Annotated in this window: 19 protein-coding genes; 5 read left to right on the top strand and 14 right to left on the bottom strand. The window is 57.2% G+C overall.

Annotation, left to right across the window (positions count from 1 at the left end):
- Positions 1–24: 24 nt before the first annotated feature.
- Genes yajC through queA form a run of 3 tightly spaced genes read right to left on the bottom strand, consistent with a single transcriptional unit; the run spans position 25 to position 2,631 of the window.
- Positions 25–357 (bottom strand): preprotein translocase subunit YajC, encoded by a 333-nt coding sequence (gene yajC / locus U9O48_RS05130; protein WP_064325012.1) that lies wholly within the window; start codon positions 355–357, stop codon positions 25–27.
- Positions 358–378: 21 nt separating this feature from the next.
- A complete protein-coding gene (gene tgt, locus U9O48_RS05125; protein ID WP_100777432.1) occupies positions 379–1,506 on the bottom strand; it encodes a tRNA guanosine(34) transglycosylase Tgt in 1,128 nt (375 codons plus the stop codon).
- 54 nt (positions 1,507–1,560) lie between these two features.
- Positions 1,561–2,631, bottom strand: coding sequence for a tRNA preQ1(34) S-adenosylmethionine ribosyltransferase-isomerase QueA (gene queA, locus U9O48_RS05120; RefSeq protein WP_324723708.1), 1,071 nt, complete (start codon positions 2,629–2,631; stop codon positions 1,561–1,563).
- A gap of 91 nt (positions 2,632–2,722) precedes the next feature.
- Between queA and acpH the strand changes: the two genes are divergently transcribed.
- Both acpH and U9O48_RS05110 read left to right on the top strand, forming a co-directional pair.
- Entirely contained in the window at positions 2,723–3,304 is a 582-nt protein-coding gene (gene acpH / locus U9O48_RS05115) for an ACP phosphodiesterase (protein WP_324723707.1), read from the top strand.
- A gap of 127 nt (positions 3,305–3,431) precedes the next feature.
- Complete coding sequence (locus tag U9O48_RS05110; protein WP_282492647.1) at positions 3,432–4,034, top strand: peroxiredoxin; 603 nt, start codon at positions 3,432–3,434, stop codon at positions 4,032–4,034.
- A gap of 170 nt (positions 4,035–4,204) precedes the next feature.
- On the opposite strand, the gene U9O48_RS05105 is transcribed toward U9O48_RS05110, so the two are convergent.
- From U9O48_RS05105 to phoB, 8 genes are all read right to left on the bottom strand, one after another.
- Positions 4,205–6,073, bottom strand: coding sequence for an amidohydrolase (locus U9O48_RS05105; protein ID WP_285150169.1), 1,869 nt, complete (start codon positions 6,071–6,073; stop codon positions 4,205–4,207).
- Positions 6,074–6,093: 20 nt separating this feature from the next.
- Positions 6,094–6,639: an antibiotic biosynthesis monooxygenase gene (locus tag U9O48_RS05100; protein WP_282492649.1), complete on the bottom strand. Its 546-nt coding sequence runs from the start codon at positions 6,637–6,639 to the stop codon at positions 6,094–6,096.
- A 53-nt stretch (positions 6,640–6,692) separates the two neighbouring features.
- Positions 6,693–7,334: a hydrolase gene (locus U9O48_RS05095; protein WP_095280967.1), complete on the bottom strand. Its 642-nt coding sequence runs from the start codon at positions 7,332–7,334 to the stop codon at positions 6,693–6,695.
- A 200-nt stretch (positions 7,335–7,534) separates the two neighbouring features.
- Positions 7,535–9,352, bottom strand: a complete 1,818-nt coding sequence (malZ, locus tag U9O48_RS05090; RefSeq protein WP_324723706.1) for a maltodextrin glucosidase — start codon at positions 9,350–9,352, stop codon at positions 7,535–7,537.
- A gap of 186 nt (positions 9,353–9,538) precedes the next feature.
- Positions 9,539–10,912 carry a proline-specific permease ProY gene (gene proY / locus U9O48_RS05085; protein ID WP_285150167.1) on the bottom strand — a complete coding sequence of 458 codons (1,374 nt, stop codon included), beginning with the start codon at positions 10,910–10,912 and terminating at the stop codon, positions 9,539–9,541.
- A 78-nt stretch (positions 10,913–10,990) separates the two neighbouring features.
- The gene (gene brnQ / locus U9O48_RS05080; RefSeq protein WP_282492652.1) at positions 10,991–12,310 is read right to left on the bottom strand and encodes a branched-chain amino acid transporter carrier protein BrnQ; all 1,320 of its coding nucleotides are present in this window, start codon (positions 12,308–12,310) and stop codon (positions 10,991–10,993) included.
- A 409-nt stretch (positions 12,311–12,719) separates the two neighbouring features.
- Positions 12,720–14,015 carry a phosphate regulon sensor histidine kinase PhoR gene (gene phoR, locus U9O48_RS05075; RefSeq protein ID WP_282492653.1) on the bottom strand — a complete coding sequence of 432 codons (1,296 nt, stop codon included), beginning with the start codon at positions 14,013–14,015 and terminating at the stop codon, positions 12,720–12,722.
- A 21-nt stretch (positions 14,016–14,036) separates the two neighbouring features.
- Entirely contained in the window at positions 14,037–14,726 is a 690-nt protein-coding gene (phoB, locus tag U9O48_RS05070; RefSeq protein WP_095280962.1) for a phosphate response regulator transcription factor PhoB, read from the bottom strand.
- Between the two features lie 187 nt (positions 14,727–14,913).
- Between phoB and sbcD the strand changes: the two genes are divergently transcribed.
- Positions 14,914–16,119: an exonuclease subunit SbcD gene (sbcD, locus tag U9O48_RS05065; RefSeq protein ID WP_324723705.1), complete on the top strand. Its 1,206-nt coding sequence runs from the start codon at positions 14,914–14,916 to the stop codon at positions 16,117–16,119.
- A complete protein-coding gene (gene sbcC / locus U9O48_RS05060; protein ID WP_324723704.1) occupies positions 16,116–19,253 on the top strand; it encodes an exonuclease subunit SbcC in 3,138 nt (1,045 codons plus the stop codon). Before sbcD ends, sbcC begins: the two co-directional genes overlap by 4 nt.
- 134 nt (positions 19,254–19,387) lie before the next feature.
- Here the strand turns inward: sbcC and mak are convergent, their stop codons facing one another.
- Entirely contained in the window at positions 19,388–20,293 is a 906-nt protein-coding gene (gene mak / locus U9O48_RS05055; RefSeq protein ID WP_285153302.1) for a fructokinase, read from the bottom strand.
- A gap of 123 nt (positions 20,294–20,416) precedes the next feature.
- Between mak and rdgC the strand changes: the two genes are divergently transcribed.
- Complete coding sequence (gene rdgC, locus U9O48_RS05050) at positions 20,417–21,331, top strand: recombination-associated protein RdgC (protein ID WP_282492657.1); 915 nt, start codon at positions 20,417–20,419, stop codon at positions 21,329–21,331.
- Positions 21,332–21,379: 48 nt separating this feature from the next.
- Here rdgC and ppnP read toward each other — a convergent pair whose 3' ends face one another.
- Together ppnP and U9O48_RS05040 are read right to left on the bottom strand one after the other, a co-directional pair.
- Complete coding sequence (gene ppnP, locus U9O48_RS05045) at positions 21,380–21,667, bottom strand: pyrimidine/purine nucleoside phosphorylase (protein WP_324723703.1); 288 nt, start codon at positions 21,665–21,667, stop codon at positions 21,380–21,382.
- Positions 21,668–21,738: 71 nt separating this feature from the next.
- Entirely contained in the window at positions 21,739–22,416 is a 678-nt protein-coding gene (locus U9O48_RS05040; RefSeq protein ID WP_282492659.1) for an AroM family protein, read from the bottom strand.
- Positions 22,417–22,560: the final 144 nt, after the last annotated feature.

Genomic DNA, 22,560 nt, shown 5'->3' with positions numbered 1-22,560 from the left:
CAGTTCCCTTTGGGAAAAGTTGGATTACAGCGCCTTCATCGTGCCTTTCGGCAGTACGGCAGCAACGAAGTCACGTTTGATAACCACTTCAGTGGTATCGTTCAGTGCGATAGAGATGTAGCCAGTTTCCGCTACTTTCGTCACACGACCCACCAGACCGCCATTGGTCAGCACTTCATCGCCTTTCGCGATGGAGTTCATCAGGTTTTTGTGTTCTTTGGTACGTTTCTGCTGTGGGCGCAGGATCATGAAGTAGAAGATCAGACCAAACACCACCAGCATCAGAATCAGAGACATCGGGCTGCCCTGCGACGGAGCGCCAGTTGCTGCTACCGCATCAGAAATAAAAAAGCTCATTCAAATTCCCTCATTATTAAATTAGTCAACGTTCAAAGGTGGAACATCACGACCCTGACGTTGGTAAAAATCAGTCACGAAGCTCTCTAATTTACCCTCTTCGATAGCCTTACGTAAACCAGCCATTAAGCGCTGATAATAACGAAGGTTATGAATGGTATTGAGACGCGCGCCTAAAATCTCATTGCAACGATCAAGATGATACAAATATGCGCGAGAATAGTGACGACAGGTATAACAATCACACTCTGCATCCAGCGTGCTGGTGTCATTTTTATGCTTCGCGTTACGGATTTTCACCACACCGTCGGTCACAAACAGGTGGCCGTTACGCGCGTTGCGGGTTGGCATGACGCAGTCGAACATATCGATGCCGCGGCGCACACCTTCAACCAGATCTTCTGGTTTACCCACGCCCATCAGGTATCGTGGTTTATCCGCAGGGATTTGCGGGCAAACATGCTCCAGAATACGGTGCATGTCTTCCTTCGGCTCACCCACAGCCAAACCGCCGACAGCGTAGCCATCAAAACCTATCTCTACCAGACCTTTAACAGAGATATCACGTAAATCTTCGTAAACACTGCCCTGGATAATGCCGAACAGCGCATTTTTGTTTTCCAGCCCGTCAAAGCGGTCACGGCTACGTTTTGCCCAACGCAGAGACATCTCCATCGAACGCTTCGCGTAATCCCAGTCCGCAGGATATGGCGTACATTCGTCGAAGATCATCACGATGTCGGAACCGAGATCGTACTGAATTTCCATGGATTTTTCAGGATCGAGGAAGATCGGATCGCCGTTAATCGGGTTACGGAAGTGCACGCCCTGTTCGGTGATCTTACGGATATCGCCGAGGCTGAACACCTGGAAGCCGCCGGAGTCGGTCAGAATAGGACCTTTCCACTGCATGAAATCATGCAGGTCGCCGTGCAGTTTCATCACTTCCTGGCCCGGGCGCAGCCACAGGTGGAAGGTGTTACCGAGGATAATCTGTGCGCCAGTGGCTTCGACTTCTTCCGGCGTCATCCCTTTAACGGTGCCGTAGGTGCCGACAGGCATAAAGGCTGGCGTTTCTACCACGCCGCGATCAAACACCAGGCGGCCGCGGCGGGCGCGTCCGTCGGTGGTATCGAGTTCAAATTTCATTTTTTCTCCAGCGTCAGAAAAACAGTCCGACGTGTAAACCAGGCGCTGCGGAGCTTATTCCCCAACGCGTTCCTGAATAGCCGACGGATTGTACGTGATAAACATCGCGTCCCCGTAGCTAAAAAAGCGATAATTTTGTTCTACCGCAGCCTTGTAGGCATTCATGGTGTTCTGATAACCGGCAAACGCCGAGACCAGCATAATCAAAGTCGATTCAGGCAGATGGAAGTTGGTCACCAGCGCATCAATCACTTTGTATTGATAACCTGGGTAGATAAAGATCTGCGTGTCACCGAAGAAGGGCTCGATCAGATCTTTCTTAGCCGCCTGGGCGGCGCTCTCCAGCGAACGAACGGAAGTGGTACCGACGGCAATCACGCGGCTGTTGCGCGCTTTCGCGGCCAGCACGGCGTCAACCACCTCTTGCGGCACTTCGGCGTATTCGGAGTGCATGATGTGATCTTCGATAGAATCCACGCGCACCGGCTGGAAGGTCCCCGCGCCGACGTGCAGCGTCACGAACGCCATCTCGATGCCTTTCTCGCGCAGTTTTGCCAGCAGCGGTTCATCAAAGTGCAGACCGGCGGTCGGGGCAGCCACGGCACCCGGTTTTTCGCTGTAGACCGTCTGGTACAGCTCGCGGTCAGCGTCTTCGTCCGGGCGATCGATATACGGCGGGAGCGGCATGTGGCCGATAGCGTTCAGAATATCCAGCACCGGGCGTTCGTCGTTGAACTCCACTTCAAACAGCGCGCCGTGACGGGCGGTCATGGTGGCATTGATGCTTTCGTCGTCGCCCAGCAGCAGCTCGGTGCCCGGCTTCGGCGCTTTGGAGGCGCGAATATGTGCCAGAATACGTTTGTCATCGAGCATGCGCTCAACCAGCACTTCAATCTTGCCGCCGCTGGCTTTACGGCCAAACAGACGCGCCGGGATCACGCGAGTGTTGTTAAAGACCAGCAGATCGCCAGGGTTGAGCTTGTCGAGCAGATCGGTGAAAGTACCGTGCGTCAGCGCGCCCGTTGGCCCGTCCAGCGACAGCAAGCGGCAACCACTGCGCTCCGGCTGCGGATAGTGGGCAATCAGGGATTCAGGTAATTCAAAGGAGAAATCGGCGACGCGCATGACTTATACTCGTGACTTAAAAACAGGCGGCTTAGTCTAGTGCTCACACCTCTTTGCTGCAACAACTAGCCGTATCCGGATACCAAAACGCATGAATTTTCTCGCTCACCTGCACCTCGCCCACCTCGCCGACAGCTCACTTTCGGGCAATTTGCTGGCCGATTTCGTTCGCGGCAACCCGGCTGATGACTATTCCGCCGAGGTCGTGGACGGTATTTTCCTGCATCGTCGCATCGACGTGATGACTGATAATTTGCCGGAAGTGAAAGAAGCCAAAGCGTGGTTTCGCCCTGAAACGCGCCGCGTCGCGCCGATCACGCTGGATGTGATGTGGGATCATTTCCTGTCGCGCCACTGGGCGCAGCTGTCGCCGGAGCTGCCGCTGCCGGAGTTCGTCCGCTACGCCCACTCGCAGGTGGCGCTGATTTTGCCCGACTCGCCGCCGCGCTTTGTTAATCTGAACGACTATCTGTGGTCCGAGCGCTGGCTGGAGCGCTACAGCGAGATGGAGTTTATTCAGCGCGTGCTGAACGGCATGGCGAGCCGCCGCCCGCGACTCGATGCCCTGCGCGACTCCTGGCAGGATCTGGACAACCATTATGATGCGCTGGAAGCTCGCTTCTGGCAGTTCTATCCGCGTATGATGGCGCAGGCGAAAAACAAACAACTTTAATAGAAGAGTGATTGATAGGTAAAAACTGGCTGAACGATTGTCCGTGCCTCTTTGTCTAAACCCTGAACACTCTCTATACTGGCCCGCGTTGCGTTCCAAATAACCTTAGTTACTACAGGAGAATCACATGGTTCTGGTTACTCGTCCGGCTCCGGATTTTACAGCTGCAGCAGTACTCGGCAACGGTGAGATCGTTGAAAACTTCAACTTCAAACAGCACACCAACGGTAAAGCTACCGTTCTGTTCTTCTGGCCAATGGACTTCACCTTCGTTTGCCCATCAGAACTGATCGCATTCGACAAACGTTACGAAGAGTTCCAGAAACGTGGCGTTGAAGTTGTCGGTGTTTCCTTCGACTCCGAATTTGTACACAACGCATGGCGTAACACCCCTGTCGACAAAGGCGGCATCGGTGCAGTGAAATACGCAATGGTTGCGGACATCAAACGTGAAATCCAGCAGGCATACGGTATCGAACATCCGGACGCTGGCGTGGCACTGCGCGGCTCCTTCCTGATCGACGCGAACGGCATCGTGCGTCACCAGGTAGTGAACGATCTGCCACTGGGCCGTAACATCGACGAAATGCTGCGCATGGTTGACGCGCTGCAGTTCCACGAAGAGCACGGCGAAGTGTGCCCGGCTCAGTGGGAAAAAGGGAAAGAAGGCATGAACGCGTCTCCAGACGGCGTCGCTAAATACCTGACCGAAAACGTCTCCAGCCTGTAATCGGCAACGGATGACAAAAAGGCTCGCAAATGCGAGCCTTTTTTTATGGTTCAGGGATAACCGTAGGCCCGGTAAGCGCAGCGCCACCGGGCATTTTTCCGCACCAATCCCGCCCTTGCGCCGGGTGGCGGCTTCGCCTTACCCGGCCTACAAAACCGCGAATTGTCACGTTAAAACGCGAAACACGAACATCCCAACACGCCCCAAAACGCCTGGTCATCCGATACCGGAATCCCCGACTGGCGCGCGATACCGTGCTGATGCCCATGCACGCCGCAGCTACCGATACACTGATGCATCTGCACCACGGCCCCCACGTTTGACGCCACCGGCGGCGCAGAGCGGTAATGCCCCGGCACTTTCACTACCGGCGACCACTCCGGCAGAACCGGGATTGGCGGCGGCGACAGCGGGCTAAACTGCCCGGCGGCGTACACCACTTTTCCGTCCACCACCGTCAGCACCGACTCGATGCCTTTGATCTCCTCTTCCGCCACGCTGAAGTAATCTTTCGACAACACCACCAGATCCGCGAGCTGTCCTTCGACGAGTCGTCCTTTCTTGCCCTGCTCGCTGGAGAACCACGCGCTGCCCGCCGTCCACAGTTCCAGCGCGATATCGCGCGGCAGACGGTTGCTGTCGTCATACATCGACAGCCCGCCAACGGTACGCCCGGAGACCAGCCAGTAAAGCGCAGTCCACGGGTTGTAGCTCGCCACGCGGGTGGCGTCGGTGCCCAAACCCACGGGAACCTCGAGTTCCAGCATTTTCGCCACCGGCGGCGTATGTTTCACCGCCTCTTTACCGTAACGATCGACAAAATACTCGCCCTGGAACGCCATGCGATGCTGCACCGCAATCCCGCCACCCAGCGCTTTGACGCGCTCAATATTGCGCTCAGTGATGGTTTCAGCGTGATCGAAGAACCAGTGCAGGCCGTTAAACGGAATATCACGGTTCACCTTCTCGAACACGTCCAGCATCCGGCTGATGGACTCGTCGTACGTCGCATGCAGACGGAACGGCCAGCGCTGCTCTACCAGATGGCGCACCACGCGCTCCAGCTCATCTTCCATCCCTTCCGGCAGATCCGGACGCGGCTGGAGGAAATCTTCAAAATCTGCCGCCGAGAAGACCAGCATCTCCCCCGCCCCGTTGGCGCGGTAGAAATCCGTCCCCTGCCCCGGTTTGAGCATATCGGTCCAGCGCTCGAAATCTTCCAGCTCCTGCTTCGGCCTCTGGGTGAAGAGGTTGTAGGCGATGCGGATCGTCATCTGCGATTTGGCGTGCAGCTCTTCGATGATTTCGTAATCTTCCGGGTAATTCTGGAAACCGCCGCCCGCATCAATCGCGCTGGTTAACCCTAAGCGGTTAAGCTCGCGCATAAACTGACGCGTCGAGTTCACCTGCTGCTCCAGCGGCAGCTTCGGCCCTTTCGCCAGCGTCGAATAGAGGATCATCGCGTTCGGTTTGGCGATCAGCATCCCGGTCGGGTTGCCGTTGTTGTCCCGCACGATCTCCCCGCCCGGCGGGTTCGGCGTCTCTTTGGTGTAGCCGACGGCTTTCAGCGCCGCGCGGTTGAGCAACGCGCGATCGTAGAGATGCAGCACAAACACCGGCGTATCTGGCGCGGCATCGTTCAGCTCCTGAATCGTAGGCATCCGCCGTTCGGCAAACTGGAACTCACTCCAGCCGCCGACCACGCGCACCCACTGGGGCGTCGGGGTCCGGTCAGCCTGCTCTTTGAGCATCCGCAGGGCATCTGCCAGGGACGGTACGCCTTCCCAGCGCAGTTCGAGATTGTAGTTCAGCCCGCCGCGAATCAGGTGCAGGTGCGAATCGTTGAGGCCAGGGATCACCGTGCTCCCTTTCAGATCGACAATTTGCGTGCCTTCGGTGGCGTAACTCATCACCCGATCGTGATTACCGGTCGCGAGGATCTTGCCGTTGGCGATAGCCACCGCCTCGGCGAGCGGATTTTCGCGATCCAGGGTATGGATCTGACCCTTAGTTAAGATCAGTGTGGCAGTTTGAGACATAACGTACTCCTTTGAGCCGGTCAGGCTTTTTTCAGCCACCCGGCGAACAGGCGGGTCACGATGGGCATCCACAGCCAGACCACCAGCGCGACCACACAAGCATCGTTAAGCAAATGCAGGAAGAGAGACCCTTTCAGGCCTGGAAGCAACGCCCCGGTGAGTTGCGGCACCACCAGCGTGCTGGGGAAGATCACCATCAGCGTGACCAGAAACTGTTTCCACTGTTTCGGTTTACGCACGTGCGTTTCCGGCGGCGTAAACCAGAACGCGGCCTCGGTGCGCACTTCCGTTTTATCCCCTTCGGCCAGCAGCGGTTCAATCTCTTTCACCAGCACCGAACGGGTGTCGGACTGGGTCCAGGCGTATAAATGCTCGATGGTGTCGAAGCGAATAATGACTGTCCACAGATTCTGTCCTTCTGTCGGGCGAATGACGTTCGCGCCGAGATGTCCGGGGAATTCCGCGGCAACGGGCATGATTTTGCCGAGCCACTGTTCGTATCGCGCCGCCTGTCCTGCCAGCAAGGTATGGGTGATCACCAGCGTCACATGTGAGTTTTGCGCCATGAGGATGTCCAGGTCTGATGAAAATGGCGGGTCAAATCGACCCGCCGGGAGGGTTAGGCTTTACGCTCAGGCGCGCCGTGAACCAGGGTGTAGGCATAATCAACGCCCATACCGTAAGCGCCGCTGTGCTCGCGCACCAGATCCATCACCGCATCGTAGGTCTCTTTGCGAGACCAGTCGCGCTGGTACTCAAGCAGCACCTGCTGCCAGGTCACCGGAACCGCACCGGCCTGCACCATGCGGTCGATGGAGCGCTCATGGGCATCCACGGAGGTCCCGCCGGAGGTGTCGGTCACCACATACACTTCGAAGCCTTCATCCAGCGCCATCAGCGCCGGGAAGGTCAGGCACACTTCGGTCCACAGGGCCGAGATGATGAGTTTTTTGCGGCCCGTTGCTTTGACTGCCGCAACAAACGCATCATCTTCCCAGGAGTTCATCGAGGTACGCTCAATTGGTTTCACATCCGGGTGAACCGCCAGTAATTCCGGCCAGATATAACCGCTAAAACTTTTTGTTTCGACCGAGGTATAGATAACCGGCACATCAAATATTTTGCCCGCTTTCGCCAGAGCAACCGTATTATTCTTAAGGAGTTGGCGGTCAATATTCGCCACACCAAACGACATTTGCGGCTGGTGATCGATAAAAATAAGCGTCGAGTTTGATGGGTCAATCAGTTCGCGGATAGACATAAATGTACCTTTTAATCAATATGTTAAAAGAAAACTAAATGTGTGCTATATGAGGTCGGGCCCTGACTGATAAAGCAAATTGAGTATAGCGAGTATTGATTGACGGGATATTAAAGATATTTGTCCGCTCTGTTTAATTAAACAGAACAACATGGGGGAATATTCTGCAACGAGCGCGTTATGCCCGTTGCAGAAAAGCGTTAATTACCGAACCAGATAGAGGCGGAAATCGCAGGCAGCGACAGCACGCCTTCTTCTATATCGCCTTTCCCCTCTTTCAGTTGCCAGGTCTGGAGGTTAAGCAGCGGTGAATCGTCCAGCACCACTTCGCAGGCCTCACCGCGGTTAATCGCCACCAGCACGCGCTGCTGGTTAAACACGCGGGCGAAGACCACCACGTTGTCGTGGGCGTACACCACCTGACAACCGCCGTAGCGCAGGGCCTGACTGTGCTTGCGCAGCTTCGCCAGCCGCTGATAGAGCGCCAGCAGATTTTTGTCCTGCCTGTCACTCTCCCACGGGAAGGTCTTGCGGCAGAACGGATCGTTGTTGCCGTCCAGACCCACTTCATCGCCGTAGTAAATGCACGGCACGCCCGGCCAGGTAAAGAGCCAGGTGACGGCCAGCGGCAGGCGCGCCACGTCTTTGCCCAACAGGGATTTAAAGCGCGCGGTATCGTGGCTGTCGAGCTGGTTAAACATCCGCAGCTGCTGCTGATGCGACAGGCTGGCGCGGTAGTTGTCCATCCACGCCATGCAGGTTTCGGCATCGATGTGCTGCGGATCGTAAGAGATATCGGTATTGGCGAGGAAACCCCAGATCGGGAAGGTAAACCCGCGATAGTTCATCGAGGCATCTTCCGCATCGGCCTGCAGCCACTGGCGCGCATCGCCAAAATGCTCGCCGAAGACAAAGGCGTCGGGATTTGCGGCCTTCGCGGCCTGAGTGATACCGGTGACGTGCTGAAGATTATTCCGCGCGCCGCCCGCTTCACCGAGCATGTGCACCACGTCGAGCCGCCAGCCGTCCATGTTCCACGGCGCTTTCAGCCAGTGGCGCACGATGCTGTCTTCCCCGCCATAGATCTCCTCCACCAGCGTCGGCGACTGAAAATCGAGTTTCGGCAGACTGGGATAACCCAGCCAGTCGAGCGCCCGACCCTCTTCATTAAAACTGTACCAGTCGCGCTGGGCGGATTCCGGGTTGTGACAGGCGCCGCCGGTGGCGCGGTTGTGCCGGTCGAACCACGCGTGAGAATCCCCGCTGTGGTTAAACACGCCGTCGAGGATCAGGCGCATCCCCTCGCGACGGGTGTTTTCCCGCAGACGCAGCAGGGCCGCGTCGCCGCCAAACTGCTCGTCGACGTGGCGATAATCTTCGGTGTCGTATTTGTGCACGCTCGGGGCTTTAAACACCGGATTGAGGTACAGCGCCGTGACGCCCAGCTTTTTCAGGTACGGCAGTTTTTCGCTGATCCCATCCAGATCGCCGCCGTAAAACGTCGAACCGCCCGCCTGCGCCGTCAGCGGTTCGTCCCAGGTTTTACGGATAATGTCGTGGCCCGCCGCGTGGTGATAATAGACCTGATCCTGGTCGACCGTGCGTTGCTGGCTTCGGGCAAAGCGATCGGGGAAGATCTGGTAGAAGACCTGATCGTTGACCCACTGCGGGCCGTGGTCCGGGTAATCGACGGCAAACTGCTCCAGCCGCGCGGGTGGAAAACGGCTAAAGCCCTGCGGCGTGAACCACAGCTGGCGGTTATTCCACAGCAGCTTAAAGCTGTAGCGACGGCGCGCCTGGCCCTGAGAGAGATCGATACTCGCCCGCCAGGCGGTGACGCCCGGCTGCGGCTGCGTGCGCTGCTTGTGCATCTTCAGCGTCGTCTCTTCGTTATCCACTTCGGCGCGCAGCATCACGCGCTCCGGCTGATTTTCTCCCGTCAGCCACAGCGTTATGACTAAATGGTCTTTGTTTTGCTTAACAAATGGGGCAACCGGAAGGTGCCAGGCGTTCAACATCACGTATCCCCTTTGATGAAATTGAGGCCACCTTGCCACAGCGTAGTGGAGGATAACTCATCATGAAAAGGTTTATTGGGGGAGGAGGTGGAGGGAGGAGGCATTTTGCCCGGCGGCGCTTCGCTTGCACGGGCCTACAAAACCGTAGGCCCGGTAAGGCAACGCCGCCACCGGGCGATGGTTTAATTACTGCGCTTCAGCCAACTGACGCTCGCGGCGGCGTTTAAACACCCAGCCCACCAGCAGCAGCGCGATCCACGCGAAGCCCACGTACAGGGAGATACGCGTGTCCGGATGGTAGCCAATCAGGCCGATAATAAAGACCAGGAAGATCAGCCCGACGACCGTGGTCGGAACACCGCCCGGTACTTTGAACTTCAGCGCTTTCACCTCTTCCGGCGGCAGACGACGACGGAACGCAATCTGCGACACCAGGATCATGATCCACACCCAGACCGTCGCAAAGGTGGCGAGCGACGCAATCACCAGGAAGACGTTTTCCGGCATGATGTAGTTCAGATAGACCGAGAGCAGCAGCGCGACGGTCATCACCATCACCGTCACCCACGGCGTGCCGCGACGCGAGGTTTTGGCGAATACTTTCGGCGCGTTCCCCTGCTCCACCATGCCGTGCAGCATACGGCCTACGCCGAAGACGTCGCTGTTAATGGCGGAGAAGGAGGCGGTCAGCACCACAAAGTTAAGGATACTGGCGGCAAACGCGATGCCTAAGTGCTGGAAGGTCAGCACGAACGGGCTGCCGTTGGTCCCCACCTGGTTCCACGGGTAGATGGACATAATCACGAACAGGGTGCCCACATAGAACACCAGGATACGCATCGGCACGGAGTTGATGGCGCGCGGAATAGACTTCTCCGGGTCTTTGGCTTCACCCGCGGTGATGCCGATGATTTCGATACCGCCGTAGGCGAACATCACCATCTGCAGCGACATCACCATGCCGAGCCAGCCGTTGCTGAAGAACCCGCCGTTGCTCCACAGGTTATGGATCCCGGTCGGTTGCCCGCCGTTGCCAATCCCCCAGATGATGATGCCAAAACCCGCCACAATCATGATGATGATGGTCGCGACTTTGAAGAAGGAGAACCAGAACTCCAGCTCACCGAACACCTTCACGCTCATCAGGTTGACGGCGCAGATGATCAGCACCACGCTCAGCACCCATATCCAGTGCGGCACCAGCGGGAACCAGACGCCCATGTAGATGCCAAACGCCGTCACGTCGGCAATCGCCACGATCAGGATTTCAAAGCAGTAGGTCCAGCCGGTGATGTAGCCCGCCAGCGGGCCGAGGTTTTCCTGGGCGTAGCGCGAGAAAGAACTCGCGGATGGATTGTGTACCGACATCTCGCCCAGCGCGCGCATGATGATATAGGCCGCGACGCCGCCGATGATGTACGCCAGCAGGACGCTGGGTCCGGCCATTTTAATGGCATCTGCCGAGCCATAAAAAAGGCCTGTCCCGATTGCCGAGCCAAGCGCCATAAAGCGGATGTGGCGGGTGCTTAGCCCACGTTTTAGTTTGTTCGTGCTTTCCATTTAAATCTTGCCATTCAACTCGAAAAAAACAAAAAACCACGGGGCCATAAGCCCCGTGGTTACACAATTTGTCGTTGATTAATGCGCGCTGGAAGTGACCTGACGCCCTGCTGCACGGTCCCAGATAATCGCCAGAACCATCGCAACAACGGTCGGCATTAACCAGGCCAGGCCTTGCTCTGACAGCGGCAGACGCTGTGTCCAGTCAGGCAGGATCCCACTGAAGGCGGATGCTTTAATCCCGTCAAGGATACCAAAAAGCAGGCTGATAAACATCGTTGGGGCAATAATTCGCGAGGAATTGTTCCACCACGGACGGGTAAAGCTCAGCACCACCAGCACGATGCACGGCGGATAGATCGCGGTCAGCACCGGAATGGAGACCTGAATCAGGTGGCTCAGACCGAGGTTAGAAACCGCCATCGAGAAGCCGCCGAGGATGAACACCAGCGTGCGATAGGAGAGCGGAACGTACTGAGCGAAGAACTCGGCACAGGCGCAGGTCAGGCCAACCGCGGTCACCAGACAGGCCAGGAAAATCAGTACCGCCAGCAGGAAGCTACCCGCACCGCCGAAGGTGTGCTGCACGTAAGCATGCAGAATGGCTGCACCGTTAGCATTTTGATCGACCAGGGTCGCGCTATCAGAACCCAGGCGGAACAGCGCCAGATACAGCAGCGTCAGACCGACACCGGCCATCAGGCCAGCCCAGATGGTGTAGCGGGTCAGAAGACGCGCTTCGGTCACCCCGCGAGAACGCGCGGCGTTGACGATAACGATACCAAAGACCATCGCGCCCATGGTGTCCATGGTCAGATAGCCGTTTACAAATCCGTTCGAGAAGGCCGCCGTTTTGTAGGCGTCCAGCGATTCGCTGATAGGACCGGCAGGCCACATAACTGCCGCCACGGCCAGCACGATCAGCGCCAGAATTTTCATTGGTGCAAGGAAGTTACCCACGGTATCCAGCAGTTTGCCCGGATAGAGGGAGACCAGAATCACCAGTGCGAAGTAGACCAGGCTGTAGATCAGCAGCGGCAGCGCGCCGTCGCCGGTGAGCGGTGCAATCCCGACTTCAAAGGAGACCGTTGCGGTACGTGGAGTCGCGAACAGCGGACCGACTGCCAGATAGCAGACCGTCGCCAGCAGAATACCCGCCACTTTACCGATCGGGGTGCTGAGGCTATCCACGCCGCCGCCGACTTTCGCCAGCGCGACCACGGTCAGCACCGGCAGGCCCACAGCGGTAATCAGGAAGCCAATAGCCGCCGTCCAGACGTGTTCACCCGCCTGCAGGCCAACCATAGGAGGAAAAATGATGTTACCTGCGCCGACGAACAGCGCAAAAGTCATAAAGCCCAGCGCGATGATGTCACGCGATTTTAAATGATGGGTCATAGAACCTTACTGCCTGTGGATGTGGTGTTGAAAACGTTGAGATTTTCGCCATCCCAAATGGGACGATACAGCGGAAAATTTACTCAATTTCAGCGGGATATGCTCCCGTCATGCCGTGGCGAAGAATAGTTTTTCGATTTACCACGCAAATACAGTTGGTATGACACTGTATGGGGCGCAATTTAAACGCTTATAACGTTTAAAGGCAAGGAGCGATCTGAAAACCAGAACAATATGCCAGCATGAAAATTGAGACCAGAACAATCCTCTAAGGTTAAGAAAAACTCATGGCTAATCATGCGAACAAAAAAGCAACAACCGTATAAAATTCATTCGCGTTTCGCTTGACTGCAAAGCAAACAGGCCAGCAATCGCTGGCCTGTGGAAAGGAAGGCTGACACGCGCCCTGTCAGGCGCTTTTTTTGGCAATCAAACGTTCCGGAATGACAAAACTGAATCGCGTGCCTTTCCCCGGCGTGCTCTGAATATCGAGGCGACTGTCGTGATGATTCACAGCGTGCTTCACAATCGCCAGCCCCAGGCCGCTTCCGCCTGTCTGCCGCGAGCGCGCTTTGTCCACGCGATAGAAACGCTCGGTCAGACGCGGAATATGCTCCGGCCCAATCCCCGGCCCGTTGTCCTCCACGCTGAACTCCGCGCCCGTCGGGACGTGCTGCCAGCGCACGGTAATGTGCGTCCCCTCAGGCGTATGATTCACCGCGTTGTAGACCAGGTTCGAAATCGCACTGCGCAGCTCGTCTTCGCTGCCCAGCACCTTCAGAGTGCTGTCCAGTTCAAAGGTGAACTGATGCTTTTTGTGGCTCAGGGTCTGCGCTTCGCGCTCTACCACCCGCAGCATCATCGGCACGTCGATGGTTTCGTTTAGCGCCAGCGTCGGCGCGGCTTCGATTTTCGACAGCGTCAGCAGCTGTTTCACCAGCCCTTCCATGCGATGCGTTTGCTCGCGCATGGTGTGCAGCGCTTTCTCGCGCGGCGCACCCTCGAGCGTCTGCTCCTGCATCATTTCGAGATAGCCCTGCAGCACCGTCAGCGGTGTGCGCAGCTCATGGCTGACGTTGGCGAAGAAGTTTCGCCGAGCCCCTTCAAGCTGGTGCATCTGGGTCACATCGCGCGCCACCATCAGCCACTGCTGATCGCTGTACGGCATCACGCGGATCTCAAGATGACGACCATTGTTCAGCACCAGATTGTGCGGGCGCGTAAAGTCACGTTTTTTCAGGTAGTGGGTGAATTCGGGGTAACGCAGGAGGTTCAGAATATTTTGACCGTTATCGTCCGGCCAGCGCAGTCCGAGCAGCTGTTGTGCCAGTCCGTTACACCAGAAAATGGTCCCTTCTTCGGTGGTCAGAATGACGGCATCCGGCAGCGACTCCGCCCCGCTGCGAAACCGTTTGATCAGGCTTCCCAGCTCGCGACGACGCTTTTTATTACGCATTTGCATCTGATGTAAGCCGTACAACAGCGGCTCCCAGCTGCCGCTACCCGGCGGCGGCGTCATGCTGCGATCCACCCATAGCCACCAGGAAAGACGCAGTAAATTCCAGAAATGCCAGACCAGTAGCCCAGTCACTGCCGCCAGTAAAAACCACGGCAGATGACCAAAAATCGCCCCCAAAATGGCGGCGGGAATACAACATAAGATCAGTTCAAAAACGAGCCTTTTCCATGACAGACGTTCCAGCACGCGTCACACTCCTGTCATTGTTCAGAAACGGGTCGAAAAACGATAACCCGTACCGCGGACCGTCTGCACCATACGATCGTGGCCGCTGTGTTCCAGCGCTTTACGCAAGCGGCGAATATGTACATCTACCGTTCTGTCTTCGACATAGACGTTAGTCCCCCAGACGTTATTCAGCAACTGTTCGCGGCTGTAAACACGTTCCGGGTGGGTCATAAAGAAGTGCAAAAGTTTGAATTCTGTCGGGCCCATATCCAGCGGGTTTTCGCCGGTCATCACCCGATGTGAGGTCGGATCGAGGCTTAACCCCTGCATTTCGATCACCTCTTCCACCGCCATCGGTGAAATACGGCGCATCACGGCTTTGATACGCGCCACCAGCTCTTTCGGCGAGAACGGCTTGGTGATGTAATCATCCGCGCCGGTCTCCAGACCGCGCACGCGATCCTCTTCTTCACCGCGCGCCGTCAGCATGACCACCGGGATATCGCGGGTCATCGCTTCGCGTTTAATGTGCTTGATAAATTGCAGGCCAGAACCGCCGGGCAACATCCAGTCAAGCAGAATCAAATCGGGCCAGGGTTCGTTCAGTTGATTCACCGCGCTGTCATAATCTTCCGCCTCAACCGGCTGGAAGCCATTTTGTTCGAGCACGAAGCACACCATTTCGCGAATCGGAGCTTCATCTTCTACGACCAGAATACGTCTCGCCATACTTTGCCCTGTCTTATTAATGTATTAGTTTGGAATGCGGCACCATTATGCGTCAGATTTATGACAGATTTATGAAAAACATTACCACCATGAATGGCAAACTGTTGTTTTATTACAGCGGTTATTTTCTCGTCCCTGAAAGCTTATAATCCCCTCCACTCTTTTTTGCCACGGATACGGATCTGCTATGCGCATACTTCACACCTCGGACTGGCATCTGGGTCAAAATTTTTACAGTAAAAGTCGCGCCGCCGAACATGAGGCCTTCCTGAACTGGCTGCTGGAGACCGCGCAGGAGCAGGAGGTGGACGCCATCATCGTCGCCGGGGATATTTTTGACACCGGATCGCCGCCGAGCTATGCGCGAGAACTCTACAACCGCTTCGTGGTGAATCTGCAGCAGACGGGCTGTCATCTGGTGATTGTCGCGGGCAACCACGACTCCGTCGCCACGCTCAACGAATCCCGGGACATTCTCGCTTTTCTGAATACCACTGTAGTGGCAAACGCCGGGCATGCCCCACAAATCCTGAAAAAACGCGACGGGACGCCGGGCGCGGTGCTCTGCCCAATCCCCTTCCTGCGCCCACGCGATATCGTTCAAAGCCAGGCCGGGCTTTCCGGCGGCGAAAAGCAGCAGCATCTGTTACTGGCGATCACCGATTATTATCAGCAGCAATATGCCGACGCCTGCGCACTGCGCGGTGATGCGGCGCTGCCGGTCATCGCTACCGGGCATCTGACCACCGTCGGGGCCAGCAAAAGTGACGCGGTGCGCGAGATTTATATCGGTACGCTCGATGCCTTCCCGGCGCAAAATTTCCCGCCTGCCGACTATATTGCCCTCGGGCACATTCACCGCGCACAGGTCATCGGCGGGTGCGAGCATATTCGCTACTGCGGCTCGCCAATCTCCCTCAGCTTTGATGAAACCGGTAAAGGCAAAAGCGTCCATCTGGTGAGTTTTACCGACGGCAAACTGAGCGCCGTCGAGACGCTCACGGTTCCGGTGACGCAGCCGCTGGCGATGCTCAAGGGCAATCTCGCCGCCATTGCCGCGCAGCTTGAACAGTGGCGCGACGTGGAACAATCCCCCCCCGTCTGGCTGGATATCGAAATCAGCACCGACGAATATCTGCACGACATGCAGCGCAAAATCCAGACCCTGACAGAAGAGCTGCCGGTTGAAGTATTACTGGTACGCCGCAGCCGCGAACAGCGCGAGAAAATTCTGTTAAGTGCGCAACGCGAAACCCTCAGCGAGTTAAAAGTCGAAGAGGTGTTTGAACGCCGCCTGGCGCAGGAGGAGATTGACGATGCGCAGCGCGCCCGGCTTAACGAGCTTTTCACCCATACCCTGCACGCGCTGCATGACGAGGAACACAACGCATGAAAATTCTCAGCCTGCGTCTGAAAAACCTCAACTCCCTGAAGGGCGAATGGAAAATCGACTTCACCGCCGAACCCTTTGCCAGCAACGGATTATTCGCCATCACCGGCGCGACCGGGGCGGGAAAAACCACCCTGCTCGACGCCATCTGCCTCGCGCTGTATCACGAGACGCCGCGCCTGAACACGGTGTCGCAGTCGCAAAACGATCTGATGACCCGCGACACGGCGGAGTGCCTGGCCGAGGTAGAATTTGAGGTCAAAGGCGTGGCCTATCGCGCATTCTGGAGCCAAAACCGCGCCCGCAACCAGCCGGACGGGAACTTACAGGCACCGCGCGTGGAACTGGCCCAGTGCGAAGACGGCAAAATCCTCGCCGATAAGGTGAAAGATAAACTCGATCTCACCGCCTCGCTGACCGGTCTGGATTATGGCCGTTTTACCCGCTCAATGCTGCTGTCCCAGGGCCAGTTTGCGGCGTTTTTGAACGCCAAACCGAAAGAGCGCGCCGAGCTGCTGGAGGAGCTGACCGGCACGGAAATCTACGGACAAATCTCCGCCATGGTGTTTGAGAAGCATAAAACGGCGCGAACCGAACTGGAGATGCGTGAAGCCCAGGCCGCAGGCGTGGTACTCCTGAGCGAAGAACAGCAACAGCAGCTGCAACAGGGTTTGCAAGCACTGACTGACGAAGAGAAAACGCTGCTGAGTGAACAGCAACAACGTCAGGTTCAGCATCAATGGCTGACGCGCCGCGATGAACTCTTACGCGAACAGCAGCGTGCCCATTCCGCGCATCAGCAGGCCATCCAGGCGCAAACCGACGCCCAGCCTGAGCTGGCAAAACTGCAGCAGGCCCAGCCTGCGCTGGCCCTGCGACCGCTTTGGGACCGACAGCAGGAGCAGGCCGCCACGCTCACCCGCACCCAGCAGCAGATTACTGAAGTAAACACTCGCTTACTGTCGCGCAAGGCCCAGCGGGCGCGGATCCGCAACGGCGCAATGCGGGATGACGCGCAGCTCCAGTCCCGACACAAAGAGGTCGCCCTCTGGCTGGAGGAACATCGCCGCTTCGAACAGTGGAGCCAGCACATCGGCGGCTGGCGGGCGCTGTTTGCTCAGCAGCAGCGGGACAAATCACAATCCGCAACCCTGAGTAAGCGCCTTGCCGAGTTCCAGCAAAAACTGGCCACGCTGCCGCCGAGCTCCCTGACGTTGTCTGCGGATGAGACGGCGCAGGCGCTCGAGCAGCAGGTGCAGTATCGCCCGGCGCGTCAACGTCTGGCGACGCTACAGGCCCGCTATCAGCCTCTGCAAAAACGGTTGAAACAGACACGTGACGCGCAGGAAAAAGATCAGGCTACCCAGACGGGGCTTGAGCAAACCCTGGCCGCGCGCCGTCAGCAGTACAAAGAGAAAAACCAGCACTACCTGGATCTGAAAACCCTTTGCGAGCAGGAAGCATTAATCAAGGGTCTGGAAGCGCATCGCGCCAGCCTGGAAGCGGGAAAACCCTGCCCGCTGTGCGGCGCAAAGGAACACCCTGCCGTGGCGCAGTATCAGGCCCTGGAGCTCAGCGCCAACCAGCGTCGCCGCGACGAACTGCATGCCGAAGTGAAGCGCCTCGAAGAAGAGGGACAACTGGTGCGCGGGCAGTTGAATGCCCTGGTCACCCAGCGTGAACGCGACGCCGCAGAAACCCTGTCGCTCACTCAGGAGGAGCAAGCGCTCACTCAAGAGTGGCAGACGGTGTGCGCCCCCCTGAACGTCAGCCTGACGATTCAGGACGATATCGCCGCCTGGCTGGATGAACAGGAGCAGTACGAGCGCCAGCTGTATCAGCTCAGCCAGCGCCAGGTGCTGCAAAATCAGCTCAACGAGCTGGAACAGCAGGTTCAACAGCTTGGGCAGCAGATCGAGGCGCAGCGCCAGTCGTTGCTGAGCACGTTAACCCCGCTCGGACTGAACACCCCAGAAGACGGCGAGGAAAACGCGTGGCTGATGCAGCGCGAAAGCGAGGCTCACGACTGGCAGGAAAAACAGAAGCAGCTCTCGGCGCTTCAGGAACGTATCAACGCACTGAAACCGCTGCTTGAAACCCTTCCGCCATCGGAAGAGGAAACCGCAGACGAGCCGGTACCGGACAACTGGCGTGAGATCCACAGCGACTGTATCTCTCTGCAAAGCCAGCTCACCACCCTGCAACAGCAGGAGCAGAGCGACCGCGAACGGCTGGCCCAGCTGCAAACTCAATTTGCTGCCGCACTTCATGAGAGCAGTTTTGCCAGTGAAGAAGCGTTCCTCGCGGCGCTGCTCGATGGCGACACCGTGCGCAAGCTGGAACAGCTCAGGCACACGCTGGAACAGCAGCTCCAGCAATCTTCCGCGCTGGCAGCACAGGCGGATCAGCAGTTCCTGGAACACCAGGGACGGCAACCGGAAGCACTTCCGGAGGATCTGGATGTGCAGACTTTGCAGGAACAATTACAGCGACTGGCGCATCAACTGCGCGAGAACACCACACGTCAGGGTGAGATCCGCCAGCAGCTCAAGCAGGACGGCGACAACCGCCTTCATCAGCAGGGTTTGATGCAGCAGATCGAAGACGCCGCGCGTCTGGCGGACGACTGGGGATATTTGAACTCGCTCATTGGCTCCAGCACCGGCGATCGCTTCCGCAAATTTGCTCAGGGTCTGACCCTCGATAATCTGGTGTGGCTGGCGAACCAGCAGCTGAACCGTCTGCACGGGCGCTATCTGCTGCAACGCAAGGCCAGCGACGCGCTGGAGCTGGAAGTGGTCGATACCTGGCAGGCCGACGCGGTGCGCGATACGCGAACTCTCTCCGGGGGCGAGAGCTTCCTGGTGAGTCTGGCCCTGGCGCTGGCGCTCTCTGACCTCGTCAGCCATAAAACGCGGATTGATTCGCTGTTCCTTGATGAAGGATTCGGCACCCTGGACAGCGAGACGCTGGATACGGCGCTGGACGCGCTGGATGCCCTGAACGCGACGGGCAAAACCATCGGCGTGATCAGCCACGTTGAGGCGATGAAAGAGCGCATTCCGGTGCAGATTAAAGTGAAGAAAATTAACGGGCTGGGGTATAGCAAGTTGGATCGGGAGTTTGCGGTGGAGTAGGTGCGGCCTGGGACCCTCACCCTAACCCTCTCCCTGAAAGGGAGAGGGGACCGATCGTGCCGATATTAACTTGTTTTGTAGGCCGGGTAAGGCGGAGCCGCCACCCGGCAGCAAACGCGCTCGGGGCATTTTACCTACTGCGGCCACAACCATGCCGCGCCGCGAACGCCGCTGGAATCACCGTGCACCGCTTTGCGGATCGGCGTTTCGCATTCCCCGCCGAACACCCACTGTTTCACCAGCTGCGGAACCGTGGTGTAAATCCGGTCGACGTTGCTCATGCCACCGCCCAGCACGATCACATCCGGGTCGAGAATATTGACCACGTGCGCCAGAGATTTCGCCAGCCGCATTTCGTAACGGCTCAGCGCCAGCTCGGCCACGGCGTCCTGCTCTTCCACCAGACGCATAATCTCGTTGCCTTTGAGAGGCTTTCCGCTCAGGCGGTGGTAGTCGGTGGCGAAACCGGTCCCGGAGATAAAGGTTTCAATGCAGCCCTGTTTCCCGCAGTAGCACGGCACTTCGGCGCGGTATTTGAGTTCGTCTTCGTCCATCCACGGCAGCGGATTGTGCCCCCACTCGCCCGCCGTGCCGTTGCCGCCAATGTGCGCGCGACCGTTGAACGCCACGCCCGCGCCGCAGCCGGTGCCGATGATCACCGCAAACACGGTCTGTGCGCCCGCCGCCGCGCCGTCGATCGCTTCCGAGACCGCCAGGCAGTTGGCGTCATTCGCCAGCCGCACTTCGCGGTTCAGGCGCGCGCTCAAATCTTTATCAAATGGTTGCCCGTTGAGCCACGTCGAGTTGGCATTTTTCACCACGCCGGTGTACGGCGAAATCGAGCCAGGAATCCCCATCCCGACCGAGCCGGTCTGCCCTGTGGCTTTTTCTGCCATCTCCACCAGCTGTGCGATGGTTTCGATAGTCTGCTGGTAGTCGTCGCGCGGTGTCGGCAGGCGGTGGCGAAAGAGCTGCTCGCCGCGATCGCTTAGCGCAATGACTTCTGTTTTGGTGCCGCCCAAATCAATACCAATACGCACAGGACTCTCCTCATTATTTTGATTATCAACAGAGTAGAAGCAGGCTACCCGATTAGCAATGCAAGCGCTGCCACAATTCGTTATCATGCCCGCTGATTTAACGACAAGGCCGTGGAAATTATCATGCTGTGGTTCAAAAATTTGATGGTTTACCGTCTCAGCCGCGACGTTTCGCTGCGTGCGGAAGAGATGGAAAAACAGTTAGCCGCTTACACCTTTACCCCATGCGGTAGCCAGGATATGGCAAAAACCGGTTGGGTTTCTCCGATGGGTTCTCAAAGCGATGCGCTGACCCACTCGACAACCAATGGTCAAATCATTCTTTGCGCGCGCCAGGAACAGAAAATCCTGCCGTCACCGGTGGTGAAGCAGGCGCTGGAAGCGAAGATCTTCAAGCTCGAGGCTGAACAGGGCCGCAAGCTGAAAAAAACCGAAAAAGATTCCCTGAAGGACGAAGTGCTGCACTCCCTGCTGCCGCGCGCCTTTAGCCGTTTCAGCCAGACCATGATGTGGATCGACACCGTCAACGGTCTGATCATGGTGGACTGCGCCAGCGCCAAGAAAGCCGAAGATACGCTGGCCCTGCTGCGTAAGAGCCTGGGCTCCCTGCCGGTGGTTCCGCTGGCGATGGAAAATCCGATCGAACTGACGCTGACCGAATGGGTTCGCAGCGGCAGCCCGGCACAAGGGTTCCAGCTGCTGGATGAAGCCGAGCTGAAAGCGATGCTCGAAGATGGCGGCGTGATCCGCGCGAAGAAACAGGATCTGGTCTGCGACGAGATCGCGGTCCATATCGAAGCGGGCAAACTGGTGACCAAGCTGGCCCTCGACTGGCAGCAGCGCATTCAGTTCGTGATGTGCGACGACGGTTCGATAAAACGTCTGAAGTTCTGCGATGAGTTGCGCGATCAGAACGAAGATATCGATCGCGAAGATTTTGCCCAGCGTTTTGACGCGGACTTTATCCTGATGACGGGTGAACTGGCGGCGTTGATTCAGAATCTGGTGGAAGGTTTAGGCGGCGAAGCGCAGCGCTAAATCGTGAAGAAAAAGGCCGGGTAGCGTTAACGCTCACCCGGCCTTTTTTTATTTCAGATAACGACACAGATAAGAAGTCGGCTCGGCAACCTGCAGGTTAAATTCGCTGTGGCCAGGGACGTTGAAAACTTCTCCCGCGGCGTACACCTTCCACTCGGTTTCGCCAGGCAACAGCACGTTCAGCGCGCCGCTGACGACCGTCATCTCTTCAGCCTCTGCGGTCCCAAAGGTGTATTCCCCTTCAGCCATCACGCCGACACTGGCACGGCCAGTACTGCTGCTGGTAAAACCAATGGATTTCACTTTACCGGAAAAGTATTCGTTACTTTGAAGCATGAACTGGCCCTTATGTCTTTGGATAAAAATCCACTATAGGGGCCAGCCTCCGTGCCTGTCACGCAAAATCATCAGGCCAGTAATTCGGACGCCAGGCGCGTGACCAGTACGTTTGAGAGCAGCACCGGCACATCGAGCGCTTTTTGCAGGAGATCGCGGTGATGCTGGTGAAAACCGAGGCAATCCAGCATCAAGACGTCCGCGCCCTGCTCCAGCAGTTCACGCCCCGCTGAAATCAGTTTGGCTTCGCTGTCCCAGATCGGATTCGCCAGCGCAAACAGCGGCGTGCGTTGCAGAACTTTCCATTTGGCGATCTGATTAGCGAGAAGTTCTTCAATCGGCACAATCACCCCGACCTGATGCCCGTCCACAATAGACGCCACCAGCGGAGGAATGATTCGCATCGGTTCAAGGAGGATAGAATTTCGTGCCATAAGACCGGAAATCGGAGCGGTGCTCATCAACAGGATCACGTCATATCCCTGGTTATCGAGCACTTCAATGACACCCTGTAATGCACGTTCGATTTTGTGATGTGAAACGTGCGCTAGTTTACCGTCGCTTAACAATGTCGGCAGCGTCACCTCATCGGCGACGGGTGCGTAGTCTTCCATGACCTCTTCCCGACTCATCTTGCCCAGCAGGCTCAGATGGGTGATTTGTTGTTCAGAGACATGCTCCGTCAGGAGCGGTAAAACTTCGCTGACAGGGACCACTCCGATGGTGAGGATCGCCAATGTTGCCTTCATCTTTTTCGCCTTTCTTCACTACCACTGCGATAATACAGGCACAAGCTCAATACGCTGCGCGGTTCTTGTTTCAGCTTAAACAGGACAAAAGCGTAGCAGCATATCTCCACACCGAAATGTAAAGATCGAACGCCCGTTCTGAAT

Source organism: Lelliottia sp. JS-SCA-14, assembly GCF_035593345.1.
Lineage (GTDB): Bacteria > Pseudomonadota > Gammaproteobacteria > Enterobacterales > Enterobacteriaceae > Enterobacter > Enterobacter wanjuensis.
This window is presented reverse-complemented; position numbering and strand designations above follow the sequence as displayed.